The organism is Candidatus Pantoea multigeneris (genome assembly GCF_011752615.1).
Taxonomy (GTDB): domain Bacteria; phylum Pseudomonadota; class Gammaproteobacteria; order Enterobacterales; family Enterobacteriaceae; genus Pantoea; species Pantoea multigeneris.
Genome location: NZ_VWXF01000008.1, coordinates 205,515 through 230,934 on the forward strand (window position 1 = coordinate 205,515; position 25,420 = coordinate 230,934).

At 55.6% G+C, this 25,420-nt stretch carries 26 protein-coding genes, 2 tRNA genes and 1 rRNA gene; 11 read left to right on the top strand and 18 right to left on the bottom strand.

Annotated elements, in window-relative coordinates; all coding sequences use genetic code 11:
* Positions 1 to 18: 18 nt before the first annotated feature.
* The 9 genes from uraH to hpxU all read right to left on the bottom strand — a co-directional run bounded on the left by uraH (position 19) and on the right by hpxU (position 7,230).
* On the bottom strand, positions 19 to 354 hold the full coding sequence (gene uraH / locus F3J40_RS18215; RefSeq protein ID WP_017348005.1) for a hydroxyisourate hydrolase: 336 nt from the start codon (positions 352 to 354) through the stop codon (positions 19 to 21).
* On the bottom strand, positions 351 to 845 hold the full coding sequence (uraD, locus tag F3J40_RS18220; RefSeq protein WP_167016833.1) for a 2-oxo-4-hydroxy-4-carboxy-5-ureidoimidazoline decarboxylase: 495 nt from the start codon (positions 843 to 845) through the stop codon (positions 351 to 353). The genes uraH and uraD overlap by 4 nt, the downstream gene beginning before the upstream one ends.
* A 9-nt stretch (positions 846 to 854) precedes the next feature.
* Positions 855 to 2,114: an allantoate amidohydrolase gene (hpxK, locus tag F3J40_RS18225; RefSeq protein WP_167016835.1), complete on the bottom strand. Its 1,260-nt coding sequence runs from the start codon at positions 2,112 to 2,114 to the stop codon at positions 855 to 857.
* The gene (locus F3J40_RS18230; RefSeq protein WP_017348008.1) at positions 2,111 to 3,346 is read right to left on the bottom strand and encodes a pyridoxal-phosphate-dependent aminotransferase family protein; all 1,236 of its coding nucleotides are present in this window, start codon (positions 3,344 to 3,346) and stop codon (positions 2,111 to 2,113) included. The genes hpxK and F3J40_RS18230 overlap by 4 nt, the downstream gene beginning before the upstream one ends.
* A gap of 25 nt (positions 3,347 to 3,371) precedes the next feature.
* Complete coding sequence (locus tag F3J40_RS18235) at positions 3,372 to 4,103, bottom strand: amino acid ABC transporter ATP-binding protein (protein ID WP_167016837.1); 732 nt, start codon at positions 4,101 to 4,103, stop codon at positions 3,372 to 3,374.
* Positions 4,084 to 4,740, bottom strand: coding sequence for an amino acid ABC transporter permease (locus F3J40_RS18240; RefSeq protein WP_167016839.1), 657 nt, complete (start codon positions 4,738 to 4,740; stop codon positions 4,084 to 4,086). Before F3J40_RS18240 ends, F3J40_RS18235 begins: the two co-directional genes overlap by 20 nt.
* Positions 4,737 to 5,405, bottom strand: coding sequence for an amino acid ABC transporter permease (locus tag F3J40_RS18245; RefSeq protein ID WP_167016841.1), 669 nt, complete (start codon positions 5,403 to 5,405; stop codon positions 4,737 to 4,739). Before F3J40_RS18245 ends, F3J40_RS18240 begins: the two co-directional genes overlap by 4 nt.
* A gap of 8 nt (positions 5,406 to 5,413) precedes the next feature.
* Entirely contained in the window at positions 5,414 to 6,199 is a 786-nt protein-coding gene (locus F3J40_RS18250) for a transporter substrate-binding domain-containing protein (RefSeq protein WP_167016843.1), read from the bottom strand.
* A 191-nt stretch (positions 6,200 to 6,390) separates the two neighbouring features.
* Positions 6,391 to 7,230: a MurR/RpiR family transcriptional regulator HpxU gene (gene hpxU / locus F3J40_RS18255; RefSeq protein ID WP_167016845.1), complete on the bottom strand. Its 840-nt coding sequence runs from the start codon at positions 7,228 to 7,230 to the stop codon at positions 6,391 to 6,393.
* 132 nt (positions 7,231 to 7,362) lie between these two features.
* On the opposite strand from hpxU, the gene F3J40_RS18260 reads away from it, so the two are divergent.
* Genes F3J40_RS18260 through hpxZ form a run of 4 tightly spaced genes read left to right on the top strand, consistent with a single transcriptional unit; the run spans position 7,363 to position 10,961 of the window.
* Positions 7,363 to 8,949 (top strand): gamma-glutamyltransferase family protein, encoded by a 1,587-nt coding sequence (locus tag F3J40_RS18260; RefSeq protein WP_167016847.1) that lies wholly within the window; start codon positions 7,363 to 7,365, stop codon positions 8,947 to 8,949.
* A 12-nt stretch (positions 8,950 to 8,961) separates the two neighbouring features.
* Positions 8,962 to 9,153 carry an oxalurate catabolism protein HpxX gene (gene hpxX, locus F3J40_RS18265; RefSeq protein WP_017348015.1) on the top strand — a complete coding sequence of 64 codons (192 nt, stop codon included), beginning with the start codon at positions 8,962 to 8,964 and terminating at the stop codon, positions 9,151 to 9,153.
* Positions 9,144 to 10,523 carry an AtzE family amidohydrolase gene (locus tag F3J40_RS18270; RefSeq protein WP_167016849.1) on the top strand — a complete coding sequence of 460 codons (1,380 nt, stop codon included), beginning with the start codon at positions 9,144 to 9,146 and terminating at the stop codon, positions 10,521 to 10,523. The genes hpxX and F3J40_RS18270 overlap by 10 nt, the downstream gene beginning before the upstream one ends.
* Before the next feature lie 54 nt (positions 10,524 to 10,577).
* Positions 10,578 to 10,961 carry an oxalurate catabolism protein HpxZ gene (gene hpxZ, locus F3J40_RS18275; RefSeq protein ID WP_167016851.1) on the top strand — a complete coding sequence of 128 codons (384 nt, stop codon included), beginning with the start codon at positions 10,578 to 10,580 and terminating at the stop codon, positions 10,959 to 10,961.
* A gap of 37 nt (positions 10,962 to 10,998) precedes the next feature.
* Here hpxZ and puuE read toward each other — a convergent pair whose 3' ends face one another.
* Genes puuE through F3J40_RS18290 form a run of 3 tightly spaced genes read right to left on the bottom strand, consistent with a single transcriptional unit; the run spans position 10,999 to position 13,441 of the window.
* Entirely contained in the window at positions 10,999 to 11,958 is a 960-nt protein-coding gene (puuE, locus tag F3J40_RS18280) for an allantoinase PuuE (protein ID WP_167016886.1), read from the bottom strand.
* A 32-nt stretch (positions 11,959 to 11,990) separates the two neighbouring features.
* Positions 11,991 to 12,722, bottom strand: a complete 732-nt coding sequence (gene hpxA, locus F3J40_RS18285) for an allantoin racemase (protein WP_167016853.1) — start codon at positions 12,720 to 12,722, stop codon at positions 11,991 to 11,993.
* A complete protein-coding gene (locus tag F3J40_RS18290) occupies positions 12,719 to 13,441 on the bottom strand; it encodes a GntR family transcriptional regulator (RefSeq protein ID WP_167016855.1) in 723 nt (240 codons plus the stop codon). Before F3J40_RS18290 ends, hpxA begins: the two co-directional genes overlap by 4 nt.
* Positions 13,442 to 13,588: 147 nt before the next feature.
* Here F3J40_RS18290 and F3J40_RS18295 point away from each other — a divergent pair, with 147 nt between their 5' ends.
* The 4 genes from F3J40_RS18295 (at position 13,589) to F3J40_RS18310 (ending at position 19,336) form a co-directional block, all read left to right on the top strand.
* Positions 13,589 to 15,067 (top strand): NCS1 family nucleobase:cation symporter-1, encoded by a 1,479-nt coding sequence (locus F3J40_RS18295; protein WP_167016857.1) that lies wholly within the window; start codon positions 13,589 to 13,591, stop codon positions 15,065 to 15,067.
* A gap of 163 nt (positions 15,068 to 15,230) precedes the next feature.
* Positions 15,231 to 17,021 (top strand): glycerol-3-phosphate dehydrogenase/oxidase, encoded by a 1,791-nt coding sequence (locus F3J40_RS18300; RefSeq protein WP_167016859.1) that lies wholly within the window; start codon positions 15,231 to 15,233, stop codon positions 17,019 to 17,021.
* The gene (locus F3J40_RS18305; protein WP_167016861.1) at positions 16,951 to 17,793 is read left to right on the top strand and encodes a class I fructose-bisphosphate aldolase; all 843 of its coding nucleotides are present in this window, start codon (positions 16,951 to 16,953) and stop codon (positions 17,791 to 17,793) included. The genes F3J40_RS18300 and F3J40_RS18305 overlap by 71 nt, the downstream gene beginning before the upstream one ends.
* Positions 17,794 to 17,848: 55 nt before the next feature.
* Positions 17,849 to 19,336, top strand: a complete 1,488-nt coding sequence (locus F3J40_RS18310) for an FGGY-family carbohydrate kinase (protein WP_167016863.1) — start codon at positions 17,849 to 17,851, stop codon at positions 19,334 to 19,336.
* A 48-nt stretch (positions 19,337 to 19,384) separates the two neighbouring features.
* Here F3J40_RS18310 and F3J40_RS18315 read toward each other — a convergent pair.
* Both F3J40_RS18315 and dnaQ read right to left on the bottom strand, forming a co-directional pair.
* Positions 19,385 to 19,461: transfer RNA gene (locus F3J40_RS18315), tRNA-Asp, on the bottom strand.
* A 135-nt stretch (positions 19,462 to 19,596) separates the two neighbouring features.
* Positions 19,597 to 20,328 (bottom strand): DNA polymerase III subunit epsilon, encoded by a 732-nt coding sequence (gene dnaQ / locus F3J40_RS18320; RefSeq protein ID WP_167016865.1) that lies wholly within the window; start codon positions 20,326 to 20,328, stop codon positions 19,597 to 19,599.
* Positions 20,329 to 20,383: 55 nt separating this feature from the next.
* Here dnaQ and rnhA point away from each other — a divergent pair, with 55 nt between their 5' ends.
* Positions 20,384 to 20,851, top strand: a complete 468-nt coding sequence (rnhA, locus tag F3J40_RS18325) for a ribonuclease HI (protein WP_369410954.1) — start codon at positions 20,384 to 20,386, stop codon at positions 20,849 to 20,851.
* Here rnhA and F3J40_RS18330 read toward each other — a convergent pair.
* A complete protein-coding gene (locus F3J40_RS18330; protein ID WP_167016869.1) occupies positions 20,833 to 21,570 on the bottom strand; it encodes a methyltransferase domain-containing protein in 738 nt (245 codons plus the stop codon). The genes rnhA and F3J40_RS18330 overlap by 19 nt on opposite strands.
* Before the next feature lie 39 nt (positions 21,571 to 21,609).
* Between F3J40_RS18330 and gloB the strand changes: the two genes are divergently transcribed.
* Positions 21,610 to 22,365, top strand: a complete 756-nt coding sequence (gene gloB / locus F3J40_RS18335; RefSeq protein WP_167016872.1) for a hydroxyacylglutathione hydrolase — start codon at positions 21,610 to 21,612, stop codon at positions 22,363 to 22,365.
* Positions 22,366 to 22,436: 71 nt separating this feature from the next.
* Positions 22,437 to 23,825 (top strand): murein transglycosylase D, encoded by a 1,389-nt coding sequence (mltD, locus tag F3J40_RS18340; RefSeq protein WP_167016874.1) that lies wholly within the window; start codon positions 22,437 to 22,439, stop codon positions 23,823 to 23,825.
* A 175-nt stretch (positions 23,826 to 24,000) separates the two neighbouring features.
* Here the strand turns inward: mltD and F3J40_RS18345 are convergent, their stop codons facing one another.
* The 3 genes from F3J40_RS18345 to rrf all read right to left on the bottom strand — a co-directional run bounded on the left by F3J40_RS18345 (position 24,001) and on the right by rrf (position 25,414).
* Positions 24,001 to 24,798 carry an endonuclease/exonuclease/phosphatase family protein gene (locus tag F3J40_RS18345; RefSeq protein ID WP_167016876.1) on the bottom strand — a complete coding sequence of 266 codons (798 nt, stop codon included), beginning with the start codon at positions 24,796 to 24,798 and terminating at the stop codon, positions 24,001 to 24,003.
* A gap of 321 nt (positions 24,799 to 25,119) precedes the next feature.
* Positions 25,120 to 25,196 (bottom strand) — tRNA-Asp (locus F3J40_RS18350).
* Between the two features lie 102 nt (positions 25,197 to 25,298).
* Positions 25,299 to 25,414: ribosomal RNA gene (gene rrf, locus F3J40_RS18355) — 5S ribosomal RNA — on the bottom strand.
* Positions 25,415 to 25,420 lie beyond the last annotated feature (6 nt).

Here is a 25,420-nt window from a genome sequence, read left to right on the forward strand (position 1 = left end):
AGAAACAGCGCAAAAAGCTTAGCTACCGCGATAAGTTGACCACGACCAGGGAGAAATAATAAACGGCAGATGGTAGTGGCTGCCGGTCGCGGCAATCACAAAATCGATTTGCGCACTGACGTACAGAGCATCACGGCCTGACTTCGCGAAATAGTCGCCAATTTCGGCGATCAACCGGTAATGACCGGGCGTCAGCGGCTCTGGCGTCAAATCTTTGATCCTGCCATCGCTGTCTGTACAACCCTGAGTTAACGGTAGCCAGCCCTCTGGGCTGTTCTGCTCCAGCGAAACCGCCACGTTAATAGCCGGTTTGCCCAGCGCCGTATCGAGAATATGGGTGGTTATGGTGCTCACGTAATGCTCTCCTTAAGCCGCAGCAGGGTAATTTCACGCAACTGCTCCAGCGCTTCCTGCCGCTCACTGTCGTCATCTAAGCCCAGCCGGCGCTGTAACTGCGCCAGCATCTCCTCACCACTACGCCCTTTAGCACGAATCAAAAATACCCGGCCAAAACGCGCTTCATAAGCCTGATTTCCCGCCGCCATCGCCTGCTTCAACGCGCTGTCTGCGTCACTCATTGCCGACTGCTCGCTGCGCGACAATGCCGCTTCTTTTTCTTGCCCAGCCGCTCGTTCACCAATGCGCGGGTGTGCTGCTAACGCAGCAGTAAGCTCAGCAGCCTGCCACGCCTGTGAAAGCTCTGCTGCCGCAGCCAGTAAGACCGCCGGACTGGCGTAAGGTCGCCCTGTTACCAGCGCCTGCTGCCACTCTGGCAGCGCAACGCAGTGGGCAATTGCAGCCAGGGCTGCGTCTTGCGGTAACGTATTGAATCGGGATAGATCCATTATAGTTCCTTAAGCCTGCGCCAACGCGCTCACCGCCTGTAAGTACGCTTGTACACCACAAGCCACATCCGCTGGCTGGACGGATTCATCAGGATGATGGCTAATACCGCGATGGTTGCGCACAAATAGCATCCCTACCGGCCAGCGTTCGGCAATCGCGATCGCATCATGACCCGCCCCGCTTGGCAATGCCAGTGTCCGCCCCTGTACCTGCTCAACCGCCTGTCCCAGCGCTCGCTGCAAGTCAGGATCGCAAGCCGTGGCGGCAATCCCGTAATACTCTGCGGCAGCAAAATGCACCCCACGACGCTGTGCAATAATTTCCCCCTGCGCCAGCAGGGTTGAAAGCAACTGCGCCAGCGGATCGTCCTGCGGACCGCGAATATCCAGCGATAGCTGCACCTCACCGGGGATCACATTCACCGCGCCCGGCGCACAGCTTAGCGTTCCTACCGTTGCCACCAGCTGTGGCCCCTGCTGCTGCGTGGTCTGCTCGATGTACAGCATCCATTCTGCGGCGGCGGCCAGGGCATCTTTACGATGGCTCATCGGTACCGTGCCTGCATGTCCGGCCTCACCGATAAAGGTGCAGTTTAGCCGTCGTGCGCCGTTGATTGCCGTCACCACGCCGAGCGCTAAATCTTCCTGCTCCAGACACGGCCCCTGCTCAATGTGCAGCTCCAGGTAAGCTTTAATGCTGCTCACCTCACGTGCGGCCTGCGCAATAGTTGTGCCATTCAGACCGGCATCTTGCAGCGCCTGTGCCACGCTAATCCCTGCGGCATCTTGCTGCTCTAACCAGCCCTGCGGCCAGGTGCCGCAAATGCCACGGCTGCCTAATAACGTAATACCGAACCGCGTGCCTTCTTCATCGCCAAAGCCGATAATTTCTATCGCCAGCGGCAGGCGTAGCTGCTGGTCATGCAGCCACTGCACGGTTTCAATCGCACTGAGTACGCCCAGCATGCCATCGTAGCGGCCTGCATTACGCACAGTATCCAGATGCGAGCCTAACAAGAGTGCCTGAGCGCCAGGCTCAGTGCCCTCATAGCGACCGCAGATATTGCCGACTTCATCCTGCCAGACGCGCATGCCCGCCGCCTGCATCCATTCGCCGACACGCGTATTGGCACGCAAATGCTCCGGTGACAGATAAACGCGGGTCAGGCCAGTGGCGCTCTCGCTGATCTCTGCCAGCGCATCACAACGCGCCATCACGCGCGTTGCGGCCAACTGCGCTGCACTGGCGCTCATCAGGGGTGTCATCATGCCTGGCTCCCGTAGTGATCCCACGCTGCCTGCATTGCAGCACCTTGTGGTGAGCGGAAACCAACGTGTGTCAGCACCGATTCCAGCGCACTCAGCGTCTGCATCACACAGTCTTTACGCGCGTTGTAGCCCATTGTCCCAATGCGCCACACTTTGCCGTGCAGCGGGCCAAACGAAGTGCCGATCTCAATGCCGAAGTCATTCAGCATCAGACTACGCACCTGGTCACCGTTCACACCGGCTGGGATCACAACGCCCAGCACGTTATTCATTTTGTGTTGCAGGTTGCCAAAGGTCTCCAGCCCCATGCCCTGAATCCCTTTGAGCAGCGCATCGCCGTGCAGCTTATGGCGTGCAATGCCGTTATCCAGACCTTCCTGCATCATCAGACGTGCGCATTCACGAGCACCGAACAGTGCCGTGGTGGCTTCAGTATGGTGGTTGAGGCGTTCCGGCCCCCAGTAGTCCATGATCATGCCGAGATCGAAATAGTTGGAGTAGATCATCTCGTCATCGCCGTCCTGATGATCGGCGGTGCGGATCCCCTCTTCAACACACTTACGTTTGCGGATCACCGCTTCCATGGCTGGACTCAGGGTGATCGGTGAGGTGCCCGACGGGCCACCCAGACACTTTTGCATCCCGGCGGACACGGCATCCAGTCCCCAGGCGTCCGTCTCTAGCGCATTGCCACCCAGCGACGCTGTCGCATCGGTATAGAACAACACGCCATACTTTTTGCAGATTGCGCCCAGCTCTTCCAGCGGTTGCAACATGGTGGTTGAGGTATCGCCCTGCACGGTGAGCAGCAGGCGTGGCTGCACTTTTTTGATCGCATCTTCAATCTGGTCTGGCGTGAAAACTTCGCCCCACGGCACCTCAATCGTATGCACTTCCGCACGGCAGCGGCGGGCGATCTCACACAGCAAATGACCAAAGCGGCCAAACACCGGCACCAGCACTTTGTCGCCCGGACGAATAGCAGAGAGAAGAATTGCTTCAATGCCCGCACGGGAAGTGCCGTCGATCAGCAGCGTCCAGCGGTTTTCAGTGCGGAACACACCACGGTAAAGCGCCATCACCTCGTTCATGTAGTGCGTCATGGCCGGATCGTACTGGCCGAGCAGTTGGCTCGACATGGCGCGTAACACACGCGGATCGGCGTTGATCGGACCTGGGCCCATCAGCAGGCGCTGCGGTGGATTGAGTTGTGCGAATTGGGTGATATCCATGGTGAATTCCTTGTAATCTGCGCGCTTACAGGCGCACGGTAGAGATAAACTGTTTCAGCTCTGCGCTCTGCGGATTGGCAAACAGCGTCTTGCTGTCGCCCTGCTCCCAGACGCGCCCCTGATGCATAAAGACCACGCGGTCGCCCACATCACGGGCAAAATTCATTTCATGGGTGACGAGGATCAGCGTCATGCCCTCAGCAGCTAATTGCTCCAGCACTTTCAGCACCTCGCCGACCAGCTCAGGATCGAGTGCAGAGGTGATCTCATCACACAGCAACACTTTGGGTGACATTGCCAGCGCGCGCGCAATGGCTACACGCTGCTGTTGGCCGCCGGAGAGGTTAGCCGGGTAGTAATTCAGGCGTTCACCCAGGCCGACTTTCTCCAGCATTTTTGCCGCCAGCTCGCGGCACTCCGCTTCGCTTTTCTTTAAAACCCGGCGCGGTGCCAACATCACGTTTTCCAGGGCGGTCATGTGCGGGAACAGGTTGAAGTTCTGGAACACCATGCCAACCGAGCGGCTGATATCGCGCGCTTGTGATTCACGATCGGTAATGGTCATACCGCCCAGCTTAATGCTGCCTTCCTGATAGCCCTCAAGGCCATTCATGCAACGCAACAGGGTGCTTTTGCCTGAACCGCTACGGCCGATAATGGAGATCACTTCACCCATCTCGATATCCAGATCCACGCCTTTCAACACATGGTTAGTGCCGTAATACTTCTGTACCTGATTAATGGTGATGAGCGGCATTGAATTTTTTCTCCAGGAACTGGCTGTAACGCGACAGCGGATAACACATCAGGAAGTAGCCCAGCGCGACCAAACCAAACACCTTAAACGGCTGATAAGTCACGTTGTTAAGGATGGTGCCGGCTTTGGTTAGCTCAATAAAACCGATGATTGAAGCCAACGCGGTGCCTTTAATCACCTGTACGGCAAAGCCCACCGTGGGCGCTATGGCGATGCGCATAGCCTGGGGTGCCACCACGCGGAACAGCGTTTGGCCGAAGCTCAGGCCGAGACAGCGAGACGCTTCCCACTGCCCTTTTGGCAACGCACGGATACTGCCGTACCAGATATCCACCAGAAAAGCGCTGGTGTAGAAGGTCAACGCCAGCGAAGCGGCGGTCCACGGTGAGACATCAATACCAAACAGTGCCACGCCAAAGAAGGCGAGAAACAGCTGCATCAGCAGTGGCGTACCCTGAAACAATCCCGCATAAGCGCGCACCAGGCGCGTCAGCCACGGCCGGTTTAACAAACGTAAAAACAGCAGCGGTAAAGTCACCACCGTGCCGCCGAAAAAGGCCACCAGCGACAGTAGCAACGTCCAGCGTGCCGCCAGCAGTAGATTGCGCACGATGTCCCAATCGGTAAAGGTGCTCATGACGGCTGTACTCCTACCCACTTACGCCCGACCGCCATTAACAGCTGACGCATCGCTATCGACAACGCCAGGTAGATCAGCGTGGTCACCAGATAAACTTCAAAGCTCAAAAATGTGCGTGACTGGATCAGGCTGGCCGAGAACGTCAGTTCCTCATACGACACCTGCGACACCACCGACGAGCCCAGCATCACAATAATGCACTGGCTCACCAACGCCGGATAAATGCGCTGCAATGCAGGTGGTAGCACCACTCGCAGGAAAGTCTGGCTGCGCGTCAGACCCAGTACGCGCCCGGCTTCCCACTGCCCCTTGGGGGTGACCTGAATCCCGGCACGAATGATTTCAGTGCTGTAGGCCGCGAGATTGATAATCATCGCCAGCAGCGCCGCTTCACCTGCCGTCAGCTTCAGCCCGAGATTGGGCAAACCAAACACAATGAAAAACAGCTGTACCACAAACGGTGTGTTGCGAATCAGCTCGACATACAGCCCCCATACACGGCTCAACACACTCGGGCGGCCACTGCGCAACGCCGCACCGAAAATGCCAAGGCTGACACCACCTATCGTCGCTAACAGCGAGATCTGCACCGTGACCCACAGGCCGGAAAGGAGCTCCGGCCAGTAGGGCAACAGGGCGGGAAAGTTAAGTTGCCCCATCATGCCCGCCCTTACGCGCCGAGATTGGCAGGCAGCGGCGCTTTCAACCACTCTTCGGAGAGTTTGTTCAGGGTGCCGTCTTTAATACCCTGCGCAATCACCGCATTCAGCTTCGTCTTCAGTCCATCTTCATTCTTTTTCAGGCCGATGTAGCAAGGCGAGTCTTTCAGCATGAACTGCGCTACTGGCGCTTTCTGTGGATTTTGGCGTGCAATTGCGGCCACCACCAGGTTCCCTGTCGCCACATACTGCACCTGACCAGACAAGTAAGCCGACAGCGTGGTGTTGTTATCTTCATAGCGCTTAATGCTGGCATCTTTCGGCGCTACGCTGCTCAGCACCATATCTTCCACCGCACCACGCGTAACACCGATGGTTTTTCCACTCAGCGCAGCGGCATCTTTCAGCGCTTCACCCTGTGGGCCAAAGACCCCAAGGAAGAAAGGCGCGTAGGCGTTGGTAAAATCAATCACTCGCTCACGCTCCGGGTTTTTCCCCATGCTGGAGATCACCAGATCGACTTTGTCGGTTTGCAGGTAGGGCACGCGGTTAGCGCTGGAGACCGGCACCAGTTGCAGTTTTACTTTCATCTGCTGTGCGATGTATTTCGCGGTGTCGATGTCATAACCCTGTGGTTGCAGATCGGTCCCGACCGATCCAAACGGCGGGAAATCTTGTGGCACTGCCACACGAATCACACCCCGTTTTTCAATATCCTGTAGCTGGTCCGCCAAGGCGGCTCCTGTCTGAGCCATCATCAGCGCTGCACCGATCACTGCCATCACGACTTTTTTCATTATGCACCCCGGTCAATAAACATGAAACAAAAGATTCTTGATCAAATCATTTGCAACTGTTGTGCCAACTGAAACAAATGACTCAGCGTGCAATAGTTGCCTGTTTTACTGGCGGTAAATAAAAAAACGGGCCAAAAGCCCGCTTTAGTGGTGTGAATCATAATGGTGCAATGCACCAATATTGCGCCCTGTTATCGCTGTTCCAGCTCATCCAACTGCTGATACAGGTGAGCAATCTGGTGAATTCTTTGCCGACCTTCGGTTAAAAGTTCATGCAGCAGTGCATTTGCCAGCAGGTTGATCAGGCTCATGGCGGAGGAGTAGCTGTCAAAGGCCGAAACGCTGTCCAGCGGGGCGCACAGCTGCCAGCGCGCCAGGTTCAACACGCTTTGCGCCTGCGGTTCACACAGCACCAGCAGCGGGATCTCGCTCTGCTGTAACTGCTGCATCAGTGGGCGAATCAGGCGTGGGCGGCGACGGAATGCCATCACAATCACCAGATCGTCCGGGGTAATATCCACCAACTCTTCCGCCAGCGTCTGGCCGGGCTGCGGCAAAATGTGTACCTGCTGGCGCGCCTGCAACAGCTGCTGGCGCAGGTGCAGCGCGACCGGATAGGCGTTGCGCATCCCAATGATAAATACCCGTCTGGCCTGCGCCATCGCGCTGATTACCTCGGCAAACTGCCGGGCATCAATGCTATTGATCCACTGCGTCAGGTTGGCCATTTCCTGTTTGTAATGGCGTGCTAACAGCGTGTTGCCCTGCACTGCATCTCGGTTGTCCGTTAACGGCATACCGCTCTGACGCAGAATACGCAGCTCATCGCGCATGTCTTTGTACTTCTCATAGCCCAGGCGCTTAAACAGTCGGCTCACCGTCGCCTTGGAAACCCCGCTCAGACGCGCCAGCTCAGCACTGTTGTAGCTGATCAGGTCGTCAAAATGGTCGAAAACAAAGTCTGCAATCCGCTGTTCCTGCGGGGAAAGCTGGGAATAGTGCTCGCGCAGCCGTTCATCAAGTTGTTTCATCGCCGTTCCTGTAACTTTCGTTTCAGCACAACCTAGCATAAATTGATCCAGGTTGATGCCGCTTGCACATTTGCATCAACCTGGAACAGCTCTTGCTTACTCACCCTGTCACCCTATGAAAAAGAGATCATCATGATTCAGAGTAATATGGCGCCGTTGGGCATGGCGGTCACACCTCATCATCTCGCCAGTGAAAGTGCCCTGGCGGTACTGCGTGAGGGCGGAAACGCGCTGGAGGCGATGGTCGCCGCTGCCGCCACCATTGCAGTGGTCTACCCGCATATGAATGGGCTGGGCGGTGATAGCTTCTGGCTGGTGGTGCCGCCTCAGGGCGAGCCGATCGCCATTGACGCCAGCGGGGCCGCAGGCTCGCTGGCCCACCCGGATTTTTATCACGGTGAGCGCACCATTCCGCATCGTGGGCCAAAAGCCGCGCTAACCGTAGCGGGCACGGTCAGCGGCTGGGACGAAGCGCTACAACTGGCGCAGGAACTGGGCGGCGGAAGCCTGCCTCTGCCGCGCCTGCTGCGTGATGCCATCCGTTACGCTGCCGACGGGATTCCGGTCACTGCCTCACAAGCGGCTGCCACCGCCAGCAAGCGTGCTGAACTCCAGCATCAGCCGGGCTTTGCCGAGACCTACCTGCCAGATGGCGAAGTGCCGCGCCCAGGCAGTCGTTTCACCCAACCGGCGCTGGCGCGCACGTTGTCTCAACTCAGCGAAGAGGGTTTAGCCAGTTTCTATCGCGGCCCGCTGGCACACCAACTGGCGCGCGGTTTTTCTGCTTTGGGTATGCCAATCACCCTGGAGGATTTACAGCAGCAGCGTGCGCGTCGCACCCAGCCTCTGCATCTGAAACACAGCGAGGGCGATATCTGGAATGTCGCGCCTCCGACTCAGGGACTGGTTTCACTGTCTATTCTTGGGATCACCGATCACCTCGCGATGGCCGAGGCCGATGAGGCGCACACGGTACACCGCATTGTCGAGGCCACAAAACAGGCCTTCAGCCTGCGCGATCAACACATTACCGATCCACGCCACGTCACAGAAGATCTGCAAGCCATACTGGATGGCGATCAACTGGCGACCTTTGCTGCCGGGATCGATGACGATCGTGCCAGCCCGTGGGGCACCGGACGTGGGCCTGGAGATACGGTCTGGATGGGTGTGATGGACAGCAGTGGACTGGCGGTGTCGTTTATTCAAAGTATCTATCATGAATTTGGCAGCGGCGTGGTGATCCCAGATAGCGGGATTACCTGGCAGAACCGTGGCGCAGCGTTTAGCCTCGATCCGCACCACTTGCTGGCATTAGCACCGGGTAAACAGCCGTTCCATACGCTCAATCCTGCTGCCGCCCGTCTGAAAGATGGCCGGGTGATGGTGTATGGATCAATGGGGGGCGATGGGCAGCCACAAACCCAGGCGGCGATTTTTACCCGCCACGTATTGCAAGGCGTACCGCTGCAACAGGCGGTAAGTGCTCCACGCTGGCTGCTGGGCCGTACCTGGGGCCAGAGCTCTGATTCGCTGAAGCTGGAGGGCCGTTTCGCGCCAGAAACAGTAGAACAACTGCGCCAGCTTGGTCATGAGGTTGAACTGCTGCCGGACTACAGCGAAGCCGTCGGTCACGCCGGTGCGATTGTGCGTCACATTAACGGCATGCTGGAAGGCGCGAGCGATCCGCGCAGCAACGGCAGTGCCGCCGGTTTCTGAAAGGAGATAAACATGACACAGCAGACAGACTGGGCCGCCTATATCGCTCAGATGGAACAGATTCTTGACCTGGAACTCGACGAGTCACGCCGGGCAGAACTGCGGGTGCAGTTTGAACGCATCGCCGGGCTGGCCGCACCGCTGATGGCGGTAAAACTGGACGACCGACTGGAAGTGGCGGGAGTGTTTAACCCATGCAATTAAGTGAGTTGTCATTACGCCAGTTACAGCAGGCTATCGCCAGCGGTGAACTGGCGGCACATGAAGTGGCTGAGCAGACGCTATCTGCCATTGAGCAGCATAACCCGGCACTCAACGCCTGGACGGATGTCACCGGCCAACGCATGTTGAAAGAAGCCAGCCGCATTGATGACCTGCGCCGCGAAGGCGGGCAACTGCCTGCGCTGGCGGGTGTACCCTATGCGGTAAAAAATCTGTTTGATGTCAGCGGCTACAGTACGCTGGCCGGCGCCAGCCTGTTCAGCGATCGCCCTGCCGCACGCGCAGATGCGTTTGCCGTGCAGCAGCTACAGCGCCACGGTGCGACCCTGAGCGGCATGGTGAATATGGATGCCTACGCGTATGGCTTTACCACCGAGAACAGCCATTATGGCGCCACGCACAATCCGCACGATTTAGCACGCGTTGCCGGAGGCTCCTCAGGCGGTTCCGCCGCTGCGGTTGCGGCTGGGCTGGTGACGTTTTCACTCGGCACTGACACCAACGGCTCGATTCGCGTCCCTGCCTCCCTGTGCGGTATTTATGGCCTGAAACCGACCTTTGGCCGCCTGTCACGCAGCGGCAGTCACCCTTTTGTCGCCAGCCTCGACCATATTGGCCCGTTTGCCCGTCGGGTGGATGACCTGGCGCTGGTCTATGATTGCCTGCAAGGGCGAGACGCCACTGATGCCTTCCAGGCCGATCGTGATGCTGAGCCGGTGTTGAATTCACTGGTGCAAGGTCAGGAAGGCCTGCGTAGCGCGGTGTTGGGGGGCTTTTTCACCACCTGGTGTGATGATGATGCCCGCAGTGCGCTGAACATCGTCGCGGGCGCACTGCAAGCCGCTGATGAGCTCACACTGCCACAGGCTGAACTGGCGCGCTCGGCCGCCTTTATTTTGACGGCGGCTGAAGGCGGAAATCATTACCTGCCAGCATTGCGCCAGTCCCCGGAACGCTTTGAACCGAACTCCCGCGAACGTCTGCTGGCCGGTGCGATGCTACCAGGCGCATGGTATGTACAGGCACAGCGTTTCCGTCGTCACTTCCAGCAGCAGGTGCTGCCGCTGTTTGAACATTTCGACGTACTGATTGCGCCTGCAACCCCTTGTACTGCGCCGCTGATCGGCCAGGAGACCATTGCGGTCAACGGCCAACAGCTCCCGACCAAAGCCAGTATGGGCATGCTGACCCAGCCCATCTCTTACCTCGGTCTTCCGGTGTGCACCGTGCCGTTAAAAACCGCCGGTGGCTTGCCGATTGGCATTCAGCTGATCGCAGCCCCCTTCCGTGAAGAAGATGCTCTGCGTGCCGCCTATGCACTGGAGCAGGCCGGATTAACCTTTCCACATTAATGACACGCCCGAAGTCAGCGGATGCTGGCTTCGGCAATCCAGACAGGATGCAACATGACATCAGAACAGATTAACCACCCGCCGGTACTGGCTGAGGTGACGGACGCTTTTTATCGTTATGAGACGGCACTGGTCACCAATGATGTGGAAGTGCTGGATGAGTTGTTCTGGCACGATGCGCGCACCGTACGGCTCGGTGCAGGTGAAAACCTGTACGGCATCGATGAGATCCGTGCTTTTCGCGCGGCACGTCCGTCAAAAGGGCTGGATCGCCAGCTCCGTAACACGGTGATCACCACTTTTGGTCACGATTTTGCCGTGTGCAGTACCGAGTTTACGCGTGAAGGTGTAGACAAAATTGGCCGTCAACAACAGACCTGGGTACGAATGCCCGCAGGCTGGCGCATTGTTGCCGCGCAAGTCAGCCTGATGAGCTAACGCTGACAGCCGCACCCGCGTGCGGCTGTTGGTCACACTACAGCTGAGGTGCCGGGTGATGTTTCACCCAGTGATCGGCGATTTGCTGGCGAGTACAGATCCACACATCGTCGTGCTGCTGAATGTGATCGAGGAAGCGTTGCAGCGCTTTAAAACGACCAGGCCGGCCTAACAGGCGACAGTGCATACCAATCGACATCATCTTCGGCGCACTCTCCCCCTCTTCATACAGCACATCAAAGCTGTCACGCAGATAGGTATAAAACTGCTCAGCGGTGTTGAAGCCCTGCGGGGTGGCGAAGCGCATATCATTGCACTCCAGCGTGTAAGGGATGATCAGATGCGGTTTTACCGTGCCATCCTGACAGGTCACCTGGGTCCAGAAAGGTAAATCATCACCGTAATAGTCGCTGTCGTAGGTGAATCCGCCCTGCTCCACCACCAGACGACGCGTATTCGGACTGTCACGTCCGGTGTACCAGCCGGTCGGCGCTTTGCCAAACAGATCCATCAACACGTCTACCGCCTGCTGCATGTGCTGGCGCTCGGTTTTCGCGTCCAGCCCCTGGTAGTGGATCCAGCGCCAGCCATGACTGACCACATCATAGTCTGCACGTTTAATCGCTTCGACGATCTCCGGGTGACGGGCCAGCGCCATGGCTACGCCGAACACCGTTAACGGCAATCCGCGTTTTTGAAATTCGTTATGGATACGCCAGAAACCCGCGCGCGAACCATATTCATACAGTGAATCCATCGACATATGGCGATCGGCATAGCTGGCGGCACCAATAATATCGGACAGGAACTGCTCTGAACCGGCATCACCGTGCAGCACGTTGTTCTCCGCGCCCTCTTCGTAATTGAGAACAAACTGCACGGCAATGCGCGCTTTATCCGGCCAGGCCGCATGGGGCGGATTAGCGCCGTAGCCGAGCAGATCACGCGGGTAGCTTTTATTGAAGCTGTACTCTTTCTTCTCTACACCATCAGTCATGGTTTCCGCTTCCTGTTGTGCCTTCATTTCCGTTAGTTTAGGTGTTCAAAAATCCCTGTGGCATTTTTTTGCAGTGGATAAGCCAAATCACCATGCTTGCTGGTACCGAAACCCAGCGCGACCAGCGACTCCACCATTTTGACCGCCGCACTGACCCCATCGATAACGGGTAGCCCCAGCTCTTGCGTCAACTGCTGCGCCAGCGTTGCCATGCCTCCACAACCCAGCACGATGGCACCGCTTCCATCACGTTGCTTAGCCTTGATGCACTGCTCACGCACTTTCTCCTGCGCCAGACCGCTGCCATCTTCCAGTGCCAGCACCGGCAGATCGATAGCGTGCAAGGCCGCACAGTGGTGCGTGAAGCCATATTGCTGCAACAGGTGACGAGCGATAATCAGCGTGCGTGGCAAGGTTGTGACGATGGAAAAACGTGTCGCCACCAGCGTTGCCGTGTGCATCGCAGCTTCTGCGATCCCGATAACCGGCCCGCTCGCCAGCTCACGAGCGGCCAACAGACCTGGGTCGCCAAAGCAGGCGATCACGTGCCCGCTCACACCCTGTGCTTTGCCTTGTTTCACCAGATCCATCACGCCAACGGCGGCTATCGCTTCATCGGCATGACCTTCTATCGAAGGCACGCCGTGGCGCGGGGAAACCGCCACAATCTGCGTGCTGGCGGCCGCCACGCTTCTGGCCGCCTGTGCAATCGTTTCGGTCATCGCCGGGCTGGTATTGGGATTGATCACCTGAATGATTGTCATGGTAGTACGCCTTTGTGACCGGCAAATAACCGGTTGAAATCGGGTAGCACATCGCCGCTACGTTCAAAGTGCAGCCCGGCGACAATGTCCTCAAAGTGGTGCTGCATGGCAGCCGTGAGTTGCACCAGATCTTTCTGGCGAAGTAACTCACACAGCCGATCGTGGTCGTTACAGCGGCAGCCGCGCTGCCAGGGCGCACCGTAGGCGGCGACGACCAGCGACGAACGCTGGGCCAGACCGGTGACCATTTCGGTCAGTACCTGATTGCCCGAAATCGCCTGCAGTTGAATATGGAAAGCGGCTGACAGCCGAATGGCCGCAGCACCATCGTGATGCAGATGGGCCTGCTCTTCCTGGCAGATCAGTGCTTCAAGTGCCGCCAGGTGTGGCGGTTGCACATGGGCGATGACGGCAGGCAAGTTGGCGCACTCCAGCAATGAGCGGGTGGTAAAGATATCGCGCGCCTCTTCAACCGGCGGCGTGGCCACCTGCGCACCACGTTTGGGCGTCAGGGTGACCATTTGCACCGCAGCAAGGCGTTGCAACACCTTGCGAATGCCCGTACGGCTGACACCAAAAACCTCGGCTAACGCCTCTTCTGGCAATTTACTGCCCGGCGGCAGCTGATGTTCAACAATCGCGGTCAGCAGCGATTGGTAGATCGTTTCATCCTTGTCTTGCCCTGCTGACGCGGCCTTCTCGCCGTTTTCAAGCTTCATAGACTGCTCCCGTGAATGCATGCATGGCGCACATCGTATACGTTAATTTAATTTTTTGTATACAAAAATCCCATTCTGGCCTGGATCCTGCAACACCATTACACACAGTGATTAATTTCCCTCTGTTGGATAACAGGAGCAGGTTTCATGCCAAATCATACTGATAACTCACACGCTGCCAGCGCACACTACAGTCCGCGTCTGTGTAATGAAGATCTCGCCCCCACCCAGGACAAGAACTGGACGTGGTACAACATCTTTTCCTTCTGGATGTCTGATGTACACAGCATGGGCGGCTATATGGTTGCCGCAAGTTTCTTCACACTGGGTCTGGCGAGCTGGCAGGTGTTGCTGTGTTTGCTGGTGGGGATCTGCATTGTTCAGCTATGCGCTAACTTAGTGGCAAAACCGAGCCAAATCGCCGGCGTGCCTTATGCCGTCGTGTGCCGTCAGGCTTTCGGGGTGTTTGGTGCCAATATTCCTGCGGTGATCCGAGGGCTGATCGCCTTTGCCTGGTACGGCATTCAAACCTATCTGGCGGCGAATGCCCTGATGCTGGTCCTGCTGAAATTCTTCCCAAGCCTCGCCACGCTGACCCACAGCAGTTGGCTGGGCCTTAGCGCACTGGGCTGGTGCTGCTTTGGTGTGATGTGGCTGTTGCAGGCGATGGTGTTCTGGCATGGCATGAATGCCATCAAACGCTTTATCGATGTGGCTGGACCGGCCGTCTATATCGTGATGTTGGCACTGGCCGGATGGATTGTATACAAAACCGGTTTCAGCGGCCTCTCTCTGACGCTGGCCAGCAAGTCCCTGAGCAGCGGCGAGCAGACGTGGCAGATGATTACGGCGACTGCGCTGGTGGTCTCCTATTTCTCTGGCCCGCTGCTTAACTTTGGCGACTTTGCGCGCTACGGCAAAAGCATGGGTGAGATTCGCCGCGGTAACCGCTGGGGTCTGCCCTTCAACTTCCTGCTGTTTTCTCTGGTAACGGTGGTGATTGTCTCTGGGACACAGAGCTTATTTGGTCACATGATTACCGACCCGATTGAAACAGTAAGCCGCGTAGGTAACGATCTGGCAGTCGCGATTGGACTGTTAACCATGATCACCGCGACAATCGGCATTAATATTGTCGCAAACTTTGTCTCACCGGCGTTTGACTTCTCTAACTGCTCACCGCAAAAAATCAGCTTCCGCGCCGGTGGCATGATTGCCGCAGTCGGCTCCGTGCTGCTCACACCGTGGAACCTGTTCCACTCACCGGAGTTGATCCACTACACGCTAGATGTACTGGGCGCTTTTATTGGCCCACTGTTTGGCATCCTGCTGGCAGATTTCTATCTGATTAAACGCAGTCAGATCTCCGTCGACGATCTGTTTGATGCCACGCCAAAAGGACGCTACTGGTATCGCGGTGGCTTTAACCCGAAAGCGATTGCCGCCCTGCTGCCTGCGGTGGCGATAGGGGTAGCGATCAGCTTTACGCCCGCACTGCATGAAGTTGCCAGTTTTAGCTGGTTCATTGGCGTTGCCCTGGGGCTGGGCTTCTATCGCTTCCTTGCCCGTCATGAGCGTGAAGTGATTACCCAAGTTAAGTCCGTGCGCGCTAGCGTTACTGAGTAATCCACATCCTGAGCACGGCGGCGACTTGCCGTGCTCAAACATCATGTCTGCCCGATCGTGTTCACATTTTAATAACATTACCTGCCTGGTTTTTGGCCCTGTCGCCGCTTGTCTCTTATACCTGCTTAAGACATTATTTTTTTTCTCTGGCAGGGAGCTGATTATGCATCACGATAAATCTCGCGCCACACGGCTGGCCGAGCTTCAGCAGCGCAATAAGGTGCCAGTGCTGATTGTTGGCGGCGGCATCAATGGTATCAGCACCTGGCGTGAACTGACCTTGCAAGGCATTCCGGCGGTGTTGGTGGAAAAAGACGACTGGTGCCAGGCCGCCAGCGGTGCGCTTTCGCGCATGATTCACGGTGGGCTGCGTTATCTGGAAAGTGGCGAATTTGGTCTGGTGAAAGAGTCGGTCCAGGAGCGCAATCGCCTGTTAAAAAATGCCCCGCATTATGTTTTCCCCCTGCGTACCACGGTGCCCATTGAGAACTGGCACAGCGGGCTCATCAATGCCGTTAAACGCTTTTTCCGCCTGAGTGAGCGGCCGAGCCGCCGTGGCGCACTGCTGATAAAAACCGGCCTGATGCTCTACGACCTTTACACCGCGGGTTCATCATCAATGCCCAAACATCGGCTGTCTGGTCAGCGGGCAACGCGTGCGCGCTGGCCCGGCTTTGCCGACTGGGTGCGCTGTAGCGCCAGCTATTACGATGCCTGGATCAGCGCACCGGAAAGACTCGGCATCGAACTGATTGAAGAAGGAGAGCAAAATTGCCCGGATGCACTCGCGCTCAACTACATGGCAGCCATCGGCATCCACAATGGTGCGATTGAGCTGGAAGATCGTCTGAGCGGACAACGTTTCCTGTTGCAGCCCGAAGTGCTGGTCAATGCCAGCGGCGCGTGGATTGATCAACTGAACACCACACTGCAGCGCCCTTCGCATCTGATGGGGGGAACCAAAGGATCACATCTGATTCTGCATCATCCCCATTTGCTGACGGAGTTGGGCGATGAGATGGTCTATTTTGAAAACCAGGAGGGCCGCGTCTGTATTATGTTCCCGTGGTTTGGTCATGTTCTGGTGGGTTCGACCGATATCCGTACCGACGATCCTGACCAGGCGGTATGTACCCCCGAGGAACGCGCCTACATTCTGAATTCGCTACGCTTTGTCTTCCCGCATTTCACCGTCAATGACGACGATGTGATTTACAGCTTCTGTGGCGTGCGCCCCCTGCCTGCCAGCAGTGCCAGCGTTAATGGCCGCATCTCACGCAATCATGCCGTTGTGGTTCAGGAAGCCGATGCACAGCAGCCTTTTCCCACTCTGAGTCTGGTGGGCGGGAAATGGACCACGTTCCGTCGCTTCGGCGAACAGGCAGCAGACGCCGTGTTACTGCGCCTGAACAAGCCCCGTCTGCACTCAACGGAAGATCGCGCGATTGGCGGTGGCAGACAGCTCCCACAAGGGCCAGCTCGCGAGCAATGGTTACAGCAGTTGGTGCGTCATTCCGCACTCCCACTCTCCCGTATTGAACAACTGGTGCAGCGCTATGGCAGCCGCATTCTGCTGATGCTGCCGCTGTTGCAGCAGGATGACCAGCCCCTCCGTAGCCAACCAGATTACAGCGCCAGCGAACTGCTGTTTCTGACGCGTCATGAACACGTGATGCAGCTGGAAGACCTGCTGGTGCGCCGTACTTCGCTGGCCATGAGCGGCACGCTTACGCAAACCACAATGGAAGAGATCAGTCAGTTGCTCGCCACCGAACTGGGCTGGAGTGAGGCTCAGCGCCAGCAGCAAGTCGAGACCTGCCGCACCCGGCTGGAGCAACAGCATCAATGTGTCTTTAAACACCTTAATCTTCAGGAGATAGCGGATGTCACACCTCAGCAAAGTGCGCATGAACCGGTTGTTTCAGCATGGCAAATGTCTGGACGTGGCAATTGACCACGGTATTGCTAACGAACCGGATTTTTTGCTCGGCCTGGAAGATATCCCACGGGTGATGCGCAACCTGATTAATGCCCAGCCCGATGCCATTCAGGTGAACTATGGGCAGGCCGACTTACTGCAACAGCACGCGGGCAGCAAACCGGCACTGGTGCTGCGTACCGACGTGGGCAATGCCTACAACCAGGCACGCCATCGCGAAATGTGGGCCGTGTTACATAACCCGGAAGCGCCGATCCTCGCGGCACTGCAACAAGATGCCGCTGCGGTGGTGGTCAATCTCTATCTTATCCCTGATGAGCCGGGCATTTTCCGTCAGTGTGTGGAGAACATCGGCCGTCTGCGCCATGCCTGCGAACGTTATGGGATGCCATTAATGATTGAACCTCTGGTGATGGCCCCTGCCGGACAAGGTGCCGCCTACGGCTCGCTGGGCGACGTGGAAAAAATTGTGCCGCTGGTGCGCCTGGCGCGTGAACTGGGGGCCGATATCATCAAAGCCGATCCCACCGATAACCCAGATGACTTCTATCGCGTGGTGGAAGCGGCGCGCTGCCCGACGCTGGTGCGCGGCGGGGGCAAAGGTGAAATAGGTGCGGTGTTAGAAAAAAGCGCACGTCTGATGGCACAGGGTGCCAGCGGCATGGTGTATGGGCGTAATGTCTATCAACACCAAAATCCAGCACGGGTAGTACGCGCGTTGATGGCCATTATTCATCAAGGCGTGACGGGAGCAGAAGCCCTCGATCTCTACCTACGTAGTGAATAAATCAGCTCCCGGCGCTTAAGCGGTGCGCCGCATCAACAGGATTGCGGGGTTAGCCATGAGCCAGATTCTCGGCATTGATGCCGGTAATACCATGATTAAAGCCATACTGTTTGATACCAGCGGAAAAGTCATCGCGACCGGCGAGTGCGCAGGCGAAACGCATCAGCCGCAGCCTGGCTTTGCCGAGCGTCCGATAACGGATATCTGGCACGGTGTTGAGCAGGCCATTCAGCGCTGCCTTCAACAGGCAGGTACAGCACGGGGCGAGATTATTGCCGTAGGGGCGACCGGACACGGCAACGGCCTGTATGCGCTGGATCGCCAGCAGCAGCCGCTGATTGGCATTCAGTCGATTGATAATCGCGCCATCGAGTTAGCCCATGAGCTGTCTGAGCCGCTGCGCAGCGCTGAAATCTACCGGCGATCCCTGCAACAGCCCTGGGCGGCCTCCACCCCGGTGTTACTTAGCTGGCTAAAGCGCTATCAGCTTGATGTGTATCGCCAAATCGGTACGGTGCTATGCGCCAAAGATGTAATTGCCCACTATCTCAGTGGCGCATTTTCAGCGGACTATTCCGATGCTGCCGGTGCAGGACTTATCGATTACGCCGTACGTGGCTACGATCGTGAGCTGCTGGCGCTGTATGAGATTGAAGATATTCTGCCTGCTTTACCACCGCTGCATGAGTCCAGTGACGTTATTGGCTATGTCACGCCTCAGGCCGCAGCACATACCGGTTTATTAGCAGGAACCCCCGTGGTTGCCGGGATGTTTGATGTGGTTGCCAGCGCCGTAGGATCGGGCGTGGTGAACTGCGGCCAGGCCTCAATTGTGGCAGGGACCTGGAGTATCAATCAGGTGGTGGTCGACAAGCCACACTATCGTCGCCCCATTTTTATGAATTCGATGATTGAACGCGATCGCTTTATGGCGATCGAAGCCAGCGCCACCTCGGCGGCGAATCTGGATTGGTTTATTCGTGAGTTTGACGACGGGCGCGGCGGCCAGGGTGCTCAGCGCTGTAGCGACAGCGTGGCCCATGTCGCCCGATCATCGCAGCTACCGCTCTATCATCCCTATTTATGGTCGGGCCGCAAAGGCGAATGCGCCAAAGCTGGCTTTTACGGACTCAGCGGCTGGCATACGCGTGCTGATATGCTGTTTGCTCTGTTTGAAGGCGTGACCTTCGCACATCACGCGCATATTGACCGTTTACGCGCGGCGGGTATCGACTTTCATCAAGTGACACTCTCCGGTGGCGCGGCTCGCAGTTGCATCTGGCCACAAATGTTTGCTGATGTGCTGGCCATGCCTGTTCAGGTGGCGGAGTGCCAGGAAACCGGCGCGCTAGGTGCGGCAATTTGTGCGGGCGTCGGTGTGGGATTATGGTCAGGCCTGGCTGAAGGCGTTGCGGCAGCAGTTCAACTGCGGCCAGGCCTCATTCAACCGGATGAGCAGCACGTTGCCTTCCATCAGGAGCGCTTTGTGATGTTTAAGCAGCTTGAGCAGGCGATGAGCGTACTGTGGCAAAAAGCCGGATAACAAAAAGCACAAAGCCGATTCATTTCTGAATCGGCTTTGTTAGATATTTGGCGGAACGGACGGGGCTCGAACCCGCGACCCCCTGCGTGACAGGCAGGTATTCTAACCAACTGAACTACCGCTCCGCGCTGTGTTCCCCGTCGAGAACGAGGCGAATATTAATCGTGAGTGCCGAACCCGTCAATGCTTTTTCTTCATCAGATGAATCACTTGCTTCTTTTTTCTTCTTTTCGTGCTTTTTATCTGCAATTACGCGCTAATTAACCGCGCCACAGGCAGCTACCGCCTTTTTTCAGTACCAGATCGAGACGTGACTCATGGGCCACCATTTCATCTTCACTGGCCTTAACCACACGCAAAGCGGAAGCAGAACGCACCACGCGCTGAATTTCATCCCCACCCGTCTGCTGGGCACTGTCACTGTCATGGGCAAACACCAGTGACGTTTGCCCACCCGTCATGGTCAGGAAGACTTCAGACAGAATTTCGGCATCGAGCAGTGCGCCGTGCAAAGTACGTTTGCTGTTGTCTATTTCATAACGTGAGCAAAGCGCATCGAGGCTGTTTCGCTTGCCGGGAAAGAGCTTACGCGCCATTGCCAGGCTATCGGTGACTTTGCAGAAGGTATCGGTTTTCGCGATGCCACGCTTAAGCAAGCTGAACTCGTAGTCCATGAAGCCGATATCGAACGAGGCATTATGGATGACCAGTTCGGCCCCACGAATGTACTCAAGAAACTCATCGGCAACATCGCTGAAGCTGGGTTTGTCTGCCAGAAACTCATCCGCGATGCCGTGTACGCCAAACGCTTCCGGATCGACCAGACGATCGGGTTTGAGGTAAATATGGAAGTTATTACCGGTCAGTCGGCGGTTGATCACCTCCACAGCGCCAATCTCAATGATGCGGTGCCCTTCATAGTGCACGCCGATCATGTTCATGCCGGTGGTTTCAGTATCGAGAATGATTTGGCGGTTATTTACAGTGCTCATGCTATCCGTTTATGTCAGACTTGGCGTTTTTATCAGTCGAGGAAGTCTACCAGAGATGCTTAAACAGGTAGAAATTTTCACCGACGGTTCCTGTCTTGGTAATCCTGGTCCCGGCGGTTATGGCGCAATTATGCGCTATCAACGGCACGAAAAAACCTTCAGTGCTGGTTTTCATCTTACCACCAATAATCGTATGGAGTTGATGGCCGCGATTGTCTCCCTGGAAGCACTCACTCAACCTTGCTCGGTCACACTGAGTACCGATAGCCAGTATGTGCGCCAGGGCATTACCAGTTGGATCCATAACTGGAAAAAACGTGGCTGGAAAACGGCCGATAAAAAGCCGGTTAAAAACGTTGACCTGTGGCAGCGCCTTGACGCCGCCCTCGGTCAACACAAAATTCAATGGGAGTGGGTTAAGGGCCATGCCGGTCACCCGGAGAATGAGCGCTGCGATGAGCTGGCTCGCGCCGCTGCATCGAACCCGCAATCTGAAGATATTGGCTACCGCCCGGAATCCTGATCGCTGCTTTCGCGTAACTGGCGTGTCGCATTTACCGCAGGCCTTAATTGAGGCTTGCCCAGGGGCTTTTTAGCCTTGCCTGGTGTTAGCGGTAACGTCCGTTTGCGCGCCAGTACAATATTCAGACAGCCAAGTGCGGGGAGATGAGCACTAATCAGCTTCCCGCCTTCGCGATGCCACGGCAGTACCTGAAAACGTGTTCGGTACACCACCTCATAATTAAGCAGGCTCAACCAGTCCAGCAAACGCATCTGGCTGAACATCCTACCGCTCCACGGTGCTTTACGCCCCACCCACGGCACCAGCTTGCTGATCCCGAGCAGGCTAAAGGGATTAAAACCACTGATCACCATCCAGCCATCATCAATTAATACGCGATCAACCTCGCGCAGCACACGGTGAGGGTCCTGGCTCCATGCAAGAGTATGAACCAATAGACAAGCATCTACTGAACGAGACTCAAACGGCAGTTGATCCAGCCGGGCTATCACCTGCATCTCTTCACCTACGGGCCCAACATTTACCTGATGTGAAATGGCGCAGTTTTCGGTATTGATCTCTGCGCTGAGGCTGCCAAGCTTAAGCATATGAAAGCCATAGAGCTTTCCGAGGTAAGGCTGGAGATTCTGCGTCAGAGCAGCACTGAAATAGTTTCCCCACGGCATATCGCGCCAGGAGACCGGGGCAGTCAGTTTCTGGCAAGTTTTCGCAGACTTCATGCTTTACTATTCTCGTTTAACGGCCTTGGAGAGGTGTTTATGAATCTTACCAGCATTCCCGCGTTGCAGGATAACTACATCTGGACGCTGACCGATGACCACCAGCATTGCATCATTGTTGACCCAGGTGAAGCCCAGCCCGTGCTGGAAAAACTCGCCTCTAATGGGTGGTTGCCGGTGGCCATTCTCCTGACCCATCACCATAACGATCATGTCGGAGGAGTGGCAGAATTACTGCGGCACTATCCGCAGTTGGTGGTGTACGGTCCGGAGGAGACACGCAGCAAAGGGGCACAAAAAATCGTCACTGAGGGCGATAAATTTGACTTACTTGGCCTGGAATTCGACGTTATTTCGACGCCTGGACACACTTTAGGACATATCTCATATTACAGTAAGCCTTATCTTTTTTGTGGTGATACGCTGTTTTCTGGCGGCTGCGGCCGTATTTTCGAAGGCACTCCGCAACAAATGTATGATTCAATACAAAAGCTTAGTAAATATGACGATGAAACCCTGGTTTGTGCCGCACACGAATACACTTTATCCAATATGAAGTTTGCCAGTGCAATTATGCCGCAAGACCCGCAAATTTTGGCGGAGTATCAGAAAATTAAGGACTTACGTGCTAAAAATGGCATTAGTTTGCCCACAAAACTGGGGCACGAACGGCAAATAAATTTATTTTTGCGCACGCAAGACATTGATTTACAAAGGACGATCGGAGTTGATGCAGCACAACATCCCGTCTGGCAAACTTTTGCGGTTCTACGCGAGAAGAAAGATCATTTTTGATATTTCTGGTTGTGTTGAGGTAGTTCGTAACGTATAGTTGCTCGTCTTTTAAGCGAACTATTGACACACATATGAAGGCTAAAGCGATATTACTCGCCTCGGTCTTGCTGGTTGGATGTCAGGCATCAAGGAATGACGCCAATATCCCCGAACAGCATGCCCAGAGTCTGTCTTCAGCTGGTCAAGGTGAAAACGGAAAGTACGGAGAGCAGTTATTATCGCCGCGATGGCAGGATGATGGAACAGGCCTCGCAGAAGATACCGATCTCTGGAATTTCATTAGTGACGAGTTGAAGATGGGGATCCCGGAAAACAGCCGGATCCGCGAACAGAAACAGAAGTACCTGAAAAACAAGAGCTATCTCCACGATGTAACATTACGGGCAGAGCCGTATATGTACTGGATAGTCGAGCAGATACATAAACGTAAAATGCCGATGGAACTGGTACTGCTACCCATAGTGGAGAGCGCTTTTAATCCTCACGCGACATCAAGCGCCAATGCCGCAGGCATTTGGCAGATTGTGTCAACAACGGGGAGAAACTACGGTCTTAAGCAAAACCAATGGTATGACGGACGCCGCGATGTGGTTGCCTCAACAAAGGTTGCGCTAGACATGATGCAACGTCTGAACAAGATGTTTGACGGCGACTGGTTATTAACCGTAGCCGCCTATAACAGCGGTGAAGGACGGGTGCTTAAGGCAGTGAAACAGAACAAGGCGCGTGGTAAGCCCGCTGACTTCTGGCATCTTTCTTTGCCACGCGAGACCGAAGTTTATGTACCAAAAATGCTGGCGTTGAGTGAAATCCTCAAAAACAGCAAGCAGTATGGCGTTAAACTGCCAACCGCGAACGAGAGCCGAGCACTGGCGCGTGTTGAAGTAGGACAGCAGATCAAACTGACTCAGGCAGCCGAAATGGCTGGCATTTCAGTGAATAAGCTGAAGAGCTTTAACACCGGCTACAAAGGCAACGCAACCGCGCCAAACGGACCCCATTACATTATGGTTCCTAAGGCAAATGTTGCTCAGCTACGTAGTTCATTAGCCTCAGGCGATATTGCAGCGGTACAGCCGACGCAGCTGGCGAGTAATACGACTTCCAGCGGTGCAAGCAGCAGTTATAAGGTACGAAGCGGTGACACCTTGTCTGGCATTGCCAGTAAGCTTGGCGTCAGCGTAGCAACACTGAAACAGCAAAATAACCTGCGCAGTGCAGCTTTACGTCCAGGTCAGACTCTGACCGTTGGCGATAGTGGCACCAAGCTGGCTGATAACGGCAACAGCATCACCTATCGTGTTCGTAAGGGTGATTCTCTTGCCAGTATTGCGCAACGTCACGGCGTTAATATTAAAGACGTGATGCGCTGGAACAGTGTGCTAAGCAGCGCGCATAACATCCAACCCGGCGATAAGCTGACGTTGTATGTTAATAATAGCTCAACACCAGATACCTGATGACGCGAAAAGGCTGACATTTGTCAGCCTTTTCTCTTTCTGCGTTCTTCTGTCCCAGTGGGATAGCCTGTTTTTGTGTATCTCCCCCTCAGCATGTCACCTCTGAACGGTTCATCTGGCACGCGCATCGGGTTTTTTATCCCACTGTAGTTTGCCCGTGCTGCCTTTCGGCAAATCAGATGATGCCTTGAGAAAGGAATTCCACGAGTAAAGGATTATGGTCAGAGGCTTGTGTTACCAACACAGACGCTTCACTGACTTTCATATCGCGATAGAACACAAAATCCAGCGGACGGCCGAAAGCGGTGCGTCGATGGTCGTGAGCAAACATGACCTCCTCCAACTCCATCTCCTGAGCAAAGCGGTACAGCGCATTGATACGCTGACGACTCCATGCGTTGAAATCTCCTGCCATAATCACCGGGCCACGATGATGTACGATCTGTTCACCGATCGGCCCTAGTTGCTTGCTATAAACATCAATACCCAGACTAAAATTGATTGCATGAATGTTTACCACCATCAGCATCTCCCCTGTAGGCAGCGGATAGGCCGTGACTAAGGCTGATTTAGCCAGCCTCAACAGAGGCTCTCGCTCACGCAACGGGCAGCAATAGACGGGATGCGCCGAAGCCAGTGTCATGACGCCAGAAGGGTGCTGCGGCAGGACAAAAGCGGGCACCTGATCGGCCGCAAGGTAGTTGCTGGTGGCAAAGTGGATCAGTTCAGGGGTGGTTTGTGCTTCCTGAAGCAGAACCAGGTGCGCATCTTTACCAAAGCCCTGTAACACTGACATCCAGTCGCTGCGCTGTTGTTTGAAAATATTCCACACCAGGACTTTAAGCTGCGGATGTGCAGGCAGAGGCGCTCCAGGTGGTAGTCCCTGCCCCATATGCAACATCGCATTAGGGGGAGAGATCCGTTCTGCTGGTTGTCCTGCCACATAACGCATGGCATAGGTTTTCTTTCGCACGTTTCCGCCTGGAGTTGGTGATAGTTGTTTCGCTCTTCCTGTTATAAGAGCTATGACACTGGCTTTCAATGGGCGTTCAGGAGATTCAGCATGATGTTTTGCGGATAATTAACCCGAAGTAGCATCTGGTCTGAAGGAAAAGAGAGGATAAGGCAGGCAGTATGGCGAGAATTTGCACTATGAAGTGCGGCTCTGGCAGTTAGCAGAAGCGTTAAAACAAGATCATGCGAACGATAAACGGTGATTACAGCTCTTAAAACATCATTTTAAAATACAAAAATGAAAAAGCCCTGACATCTCTGTCAGGGCTATTCAATAAAGTGGCGGAACGGACGGGGCTCGAACCCGCGACCCCCTGCGTGACAGGCAGGTATTCTAACCAACTGAACTACCGCTCCACCGATACTGTACCAAAATCAGAAAATCGTTCTGAACTTGGGTGTTTCGCCCTTTCAGCGTCACTTGAAAGGTCACGACTCACGAATGAGTCTTAAATTGATGCCTGGCAGTTCCCTACTCTCGCATGGGGAGACCCCACACTACCATCGGCGCTACGGCGTTTCACTTCTGAGTTCGGCATGGGGTCAGGTGGGACCACCGCGCTAAAGCCGCCAGGCAAATT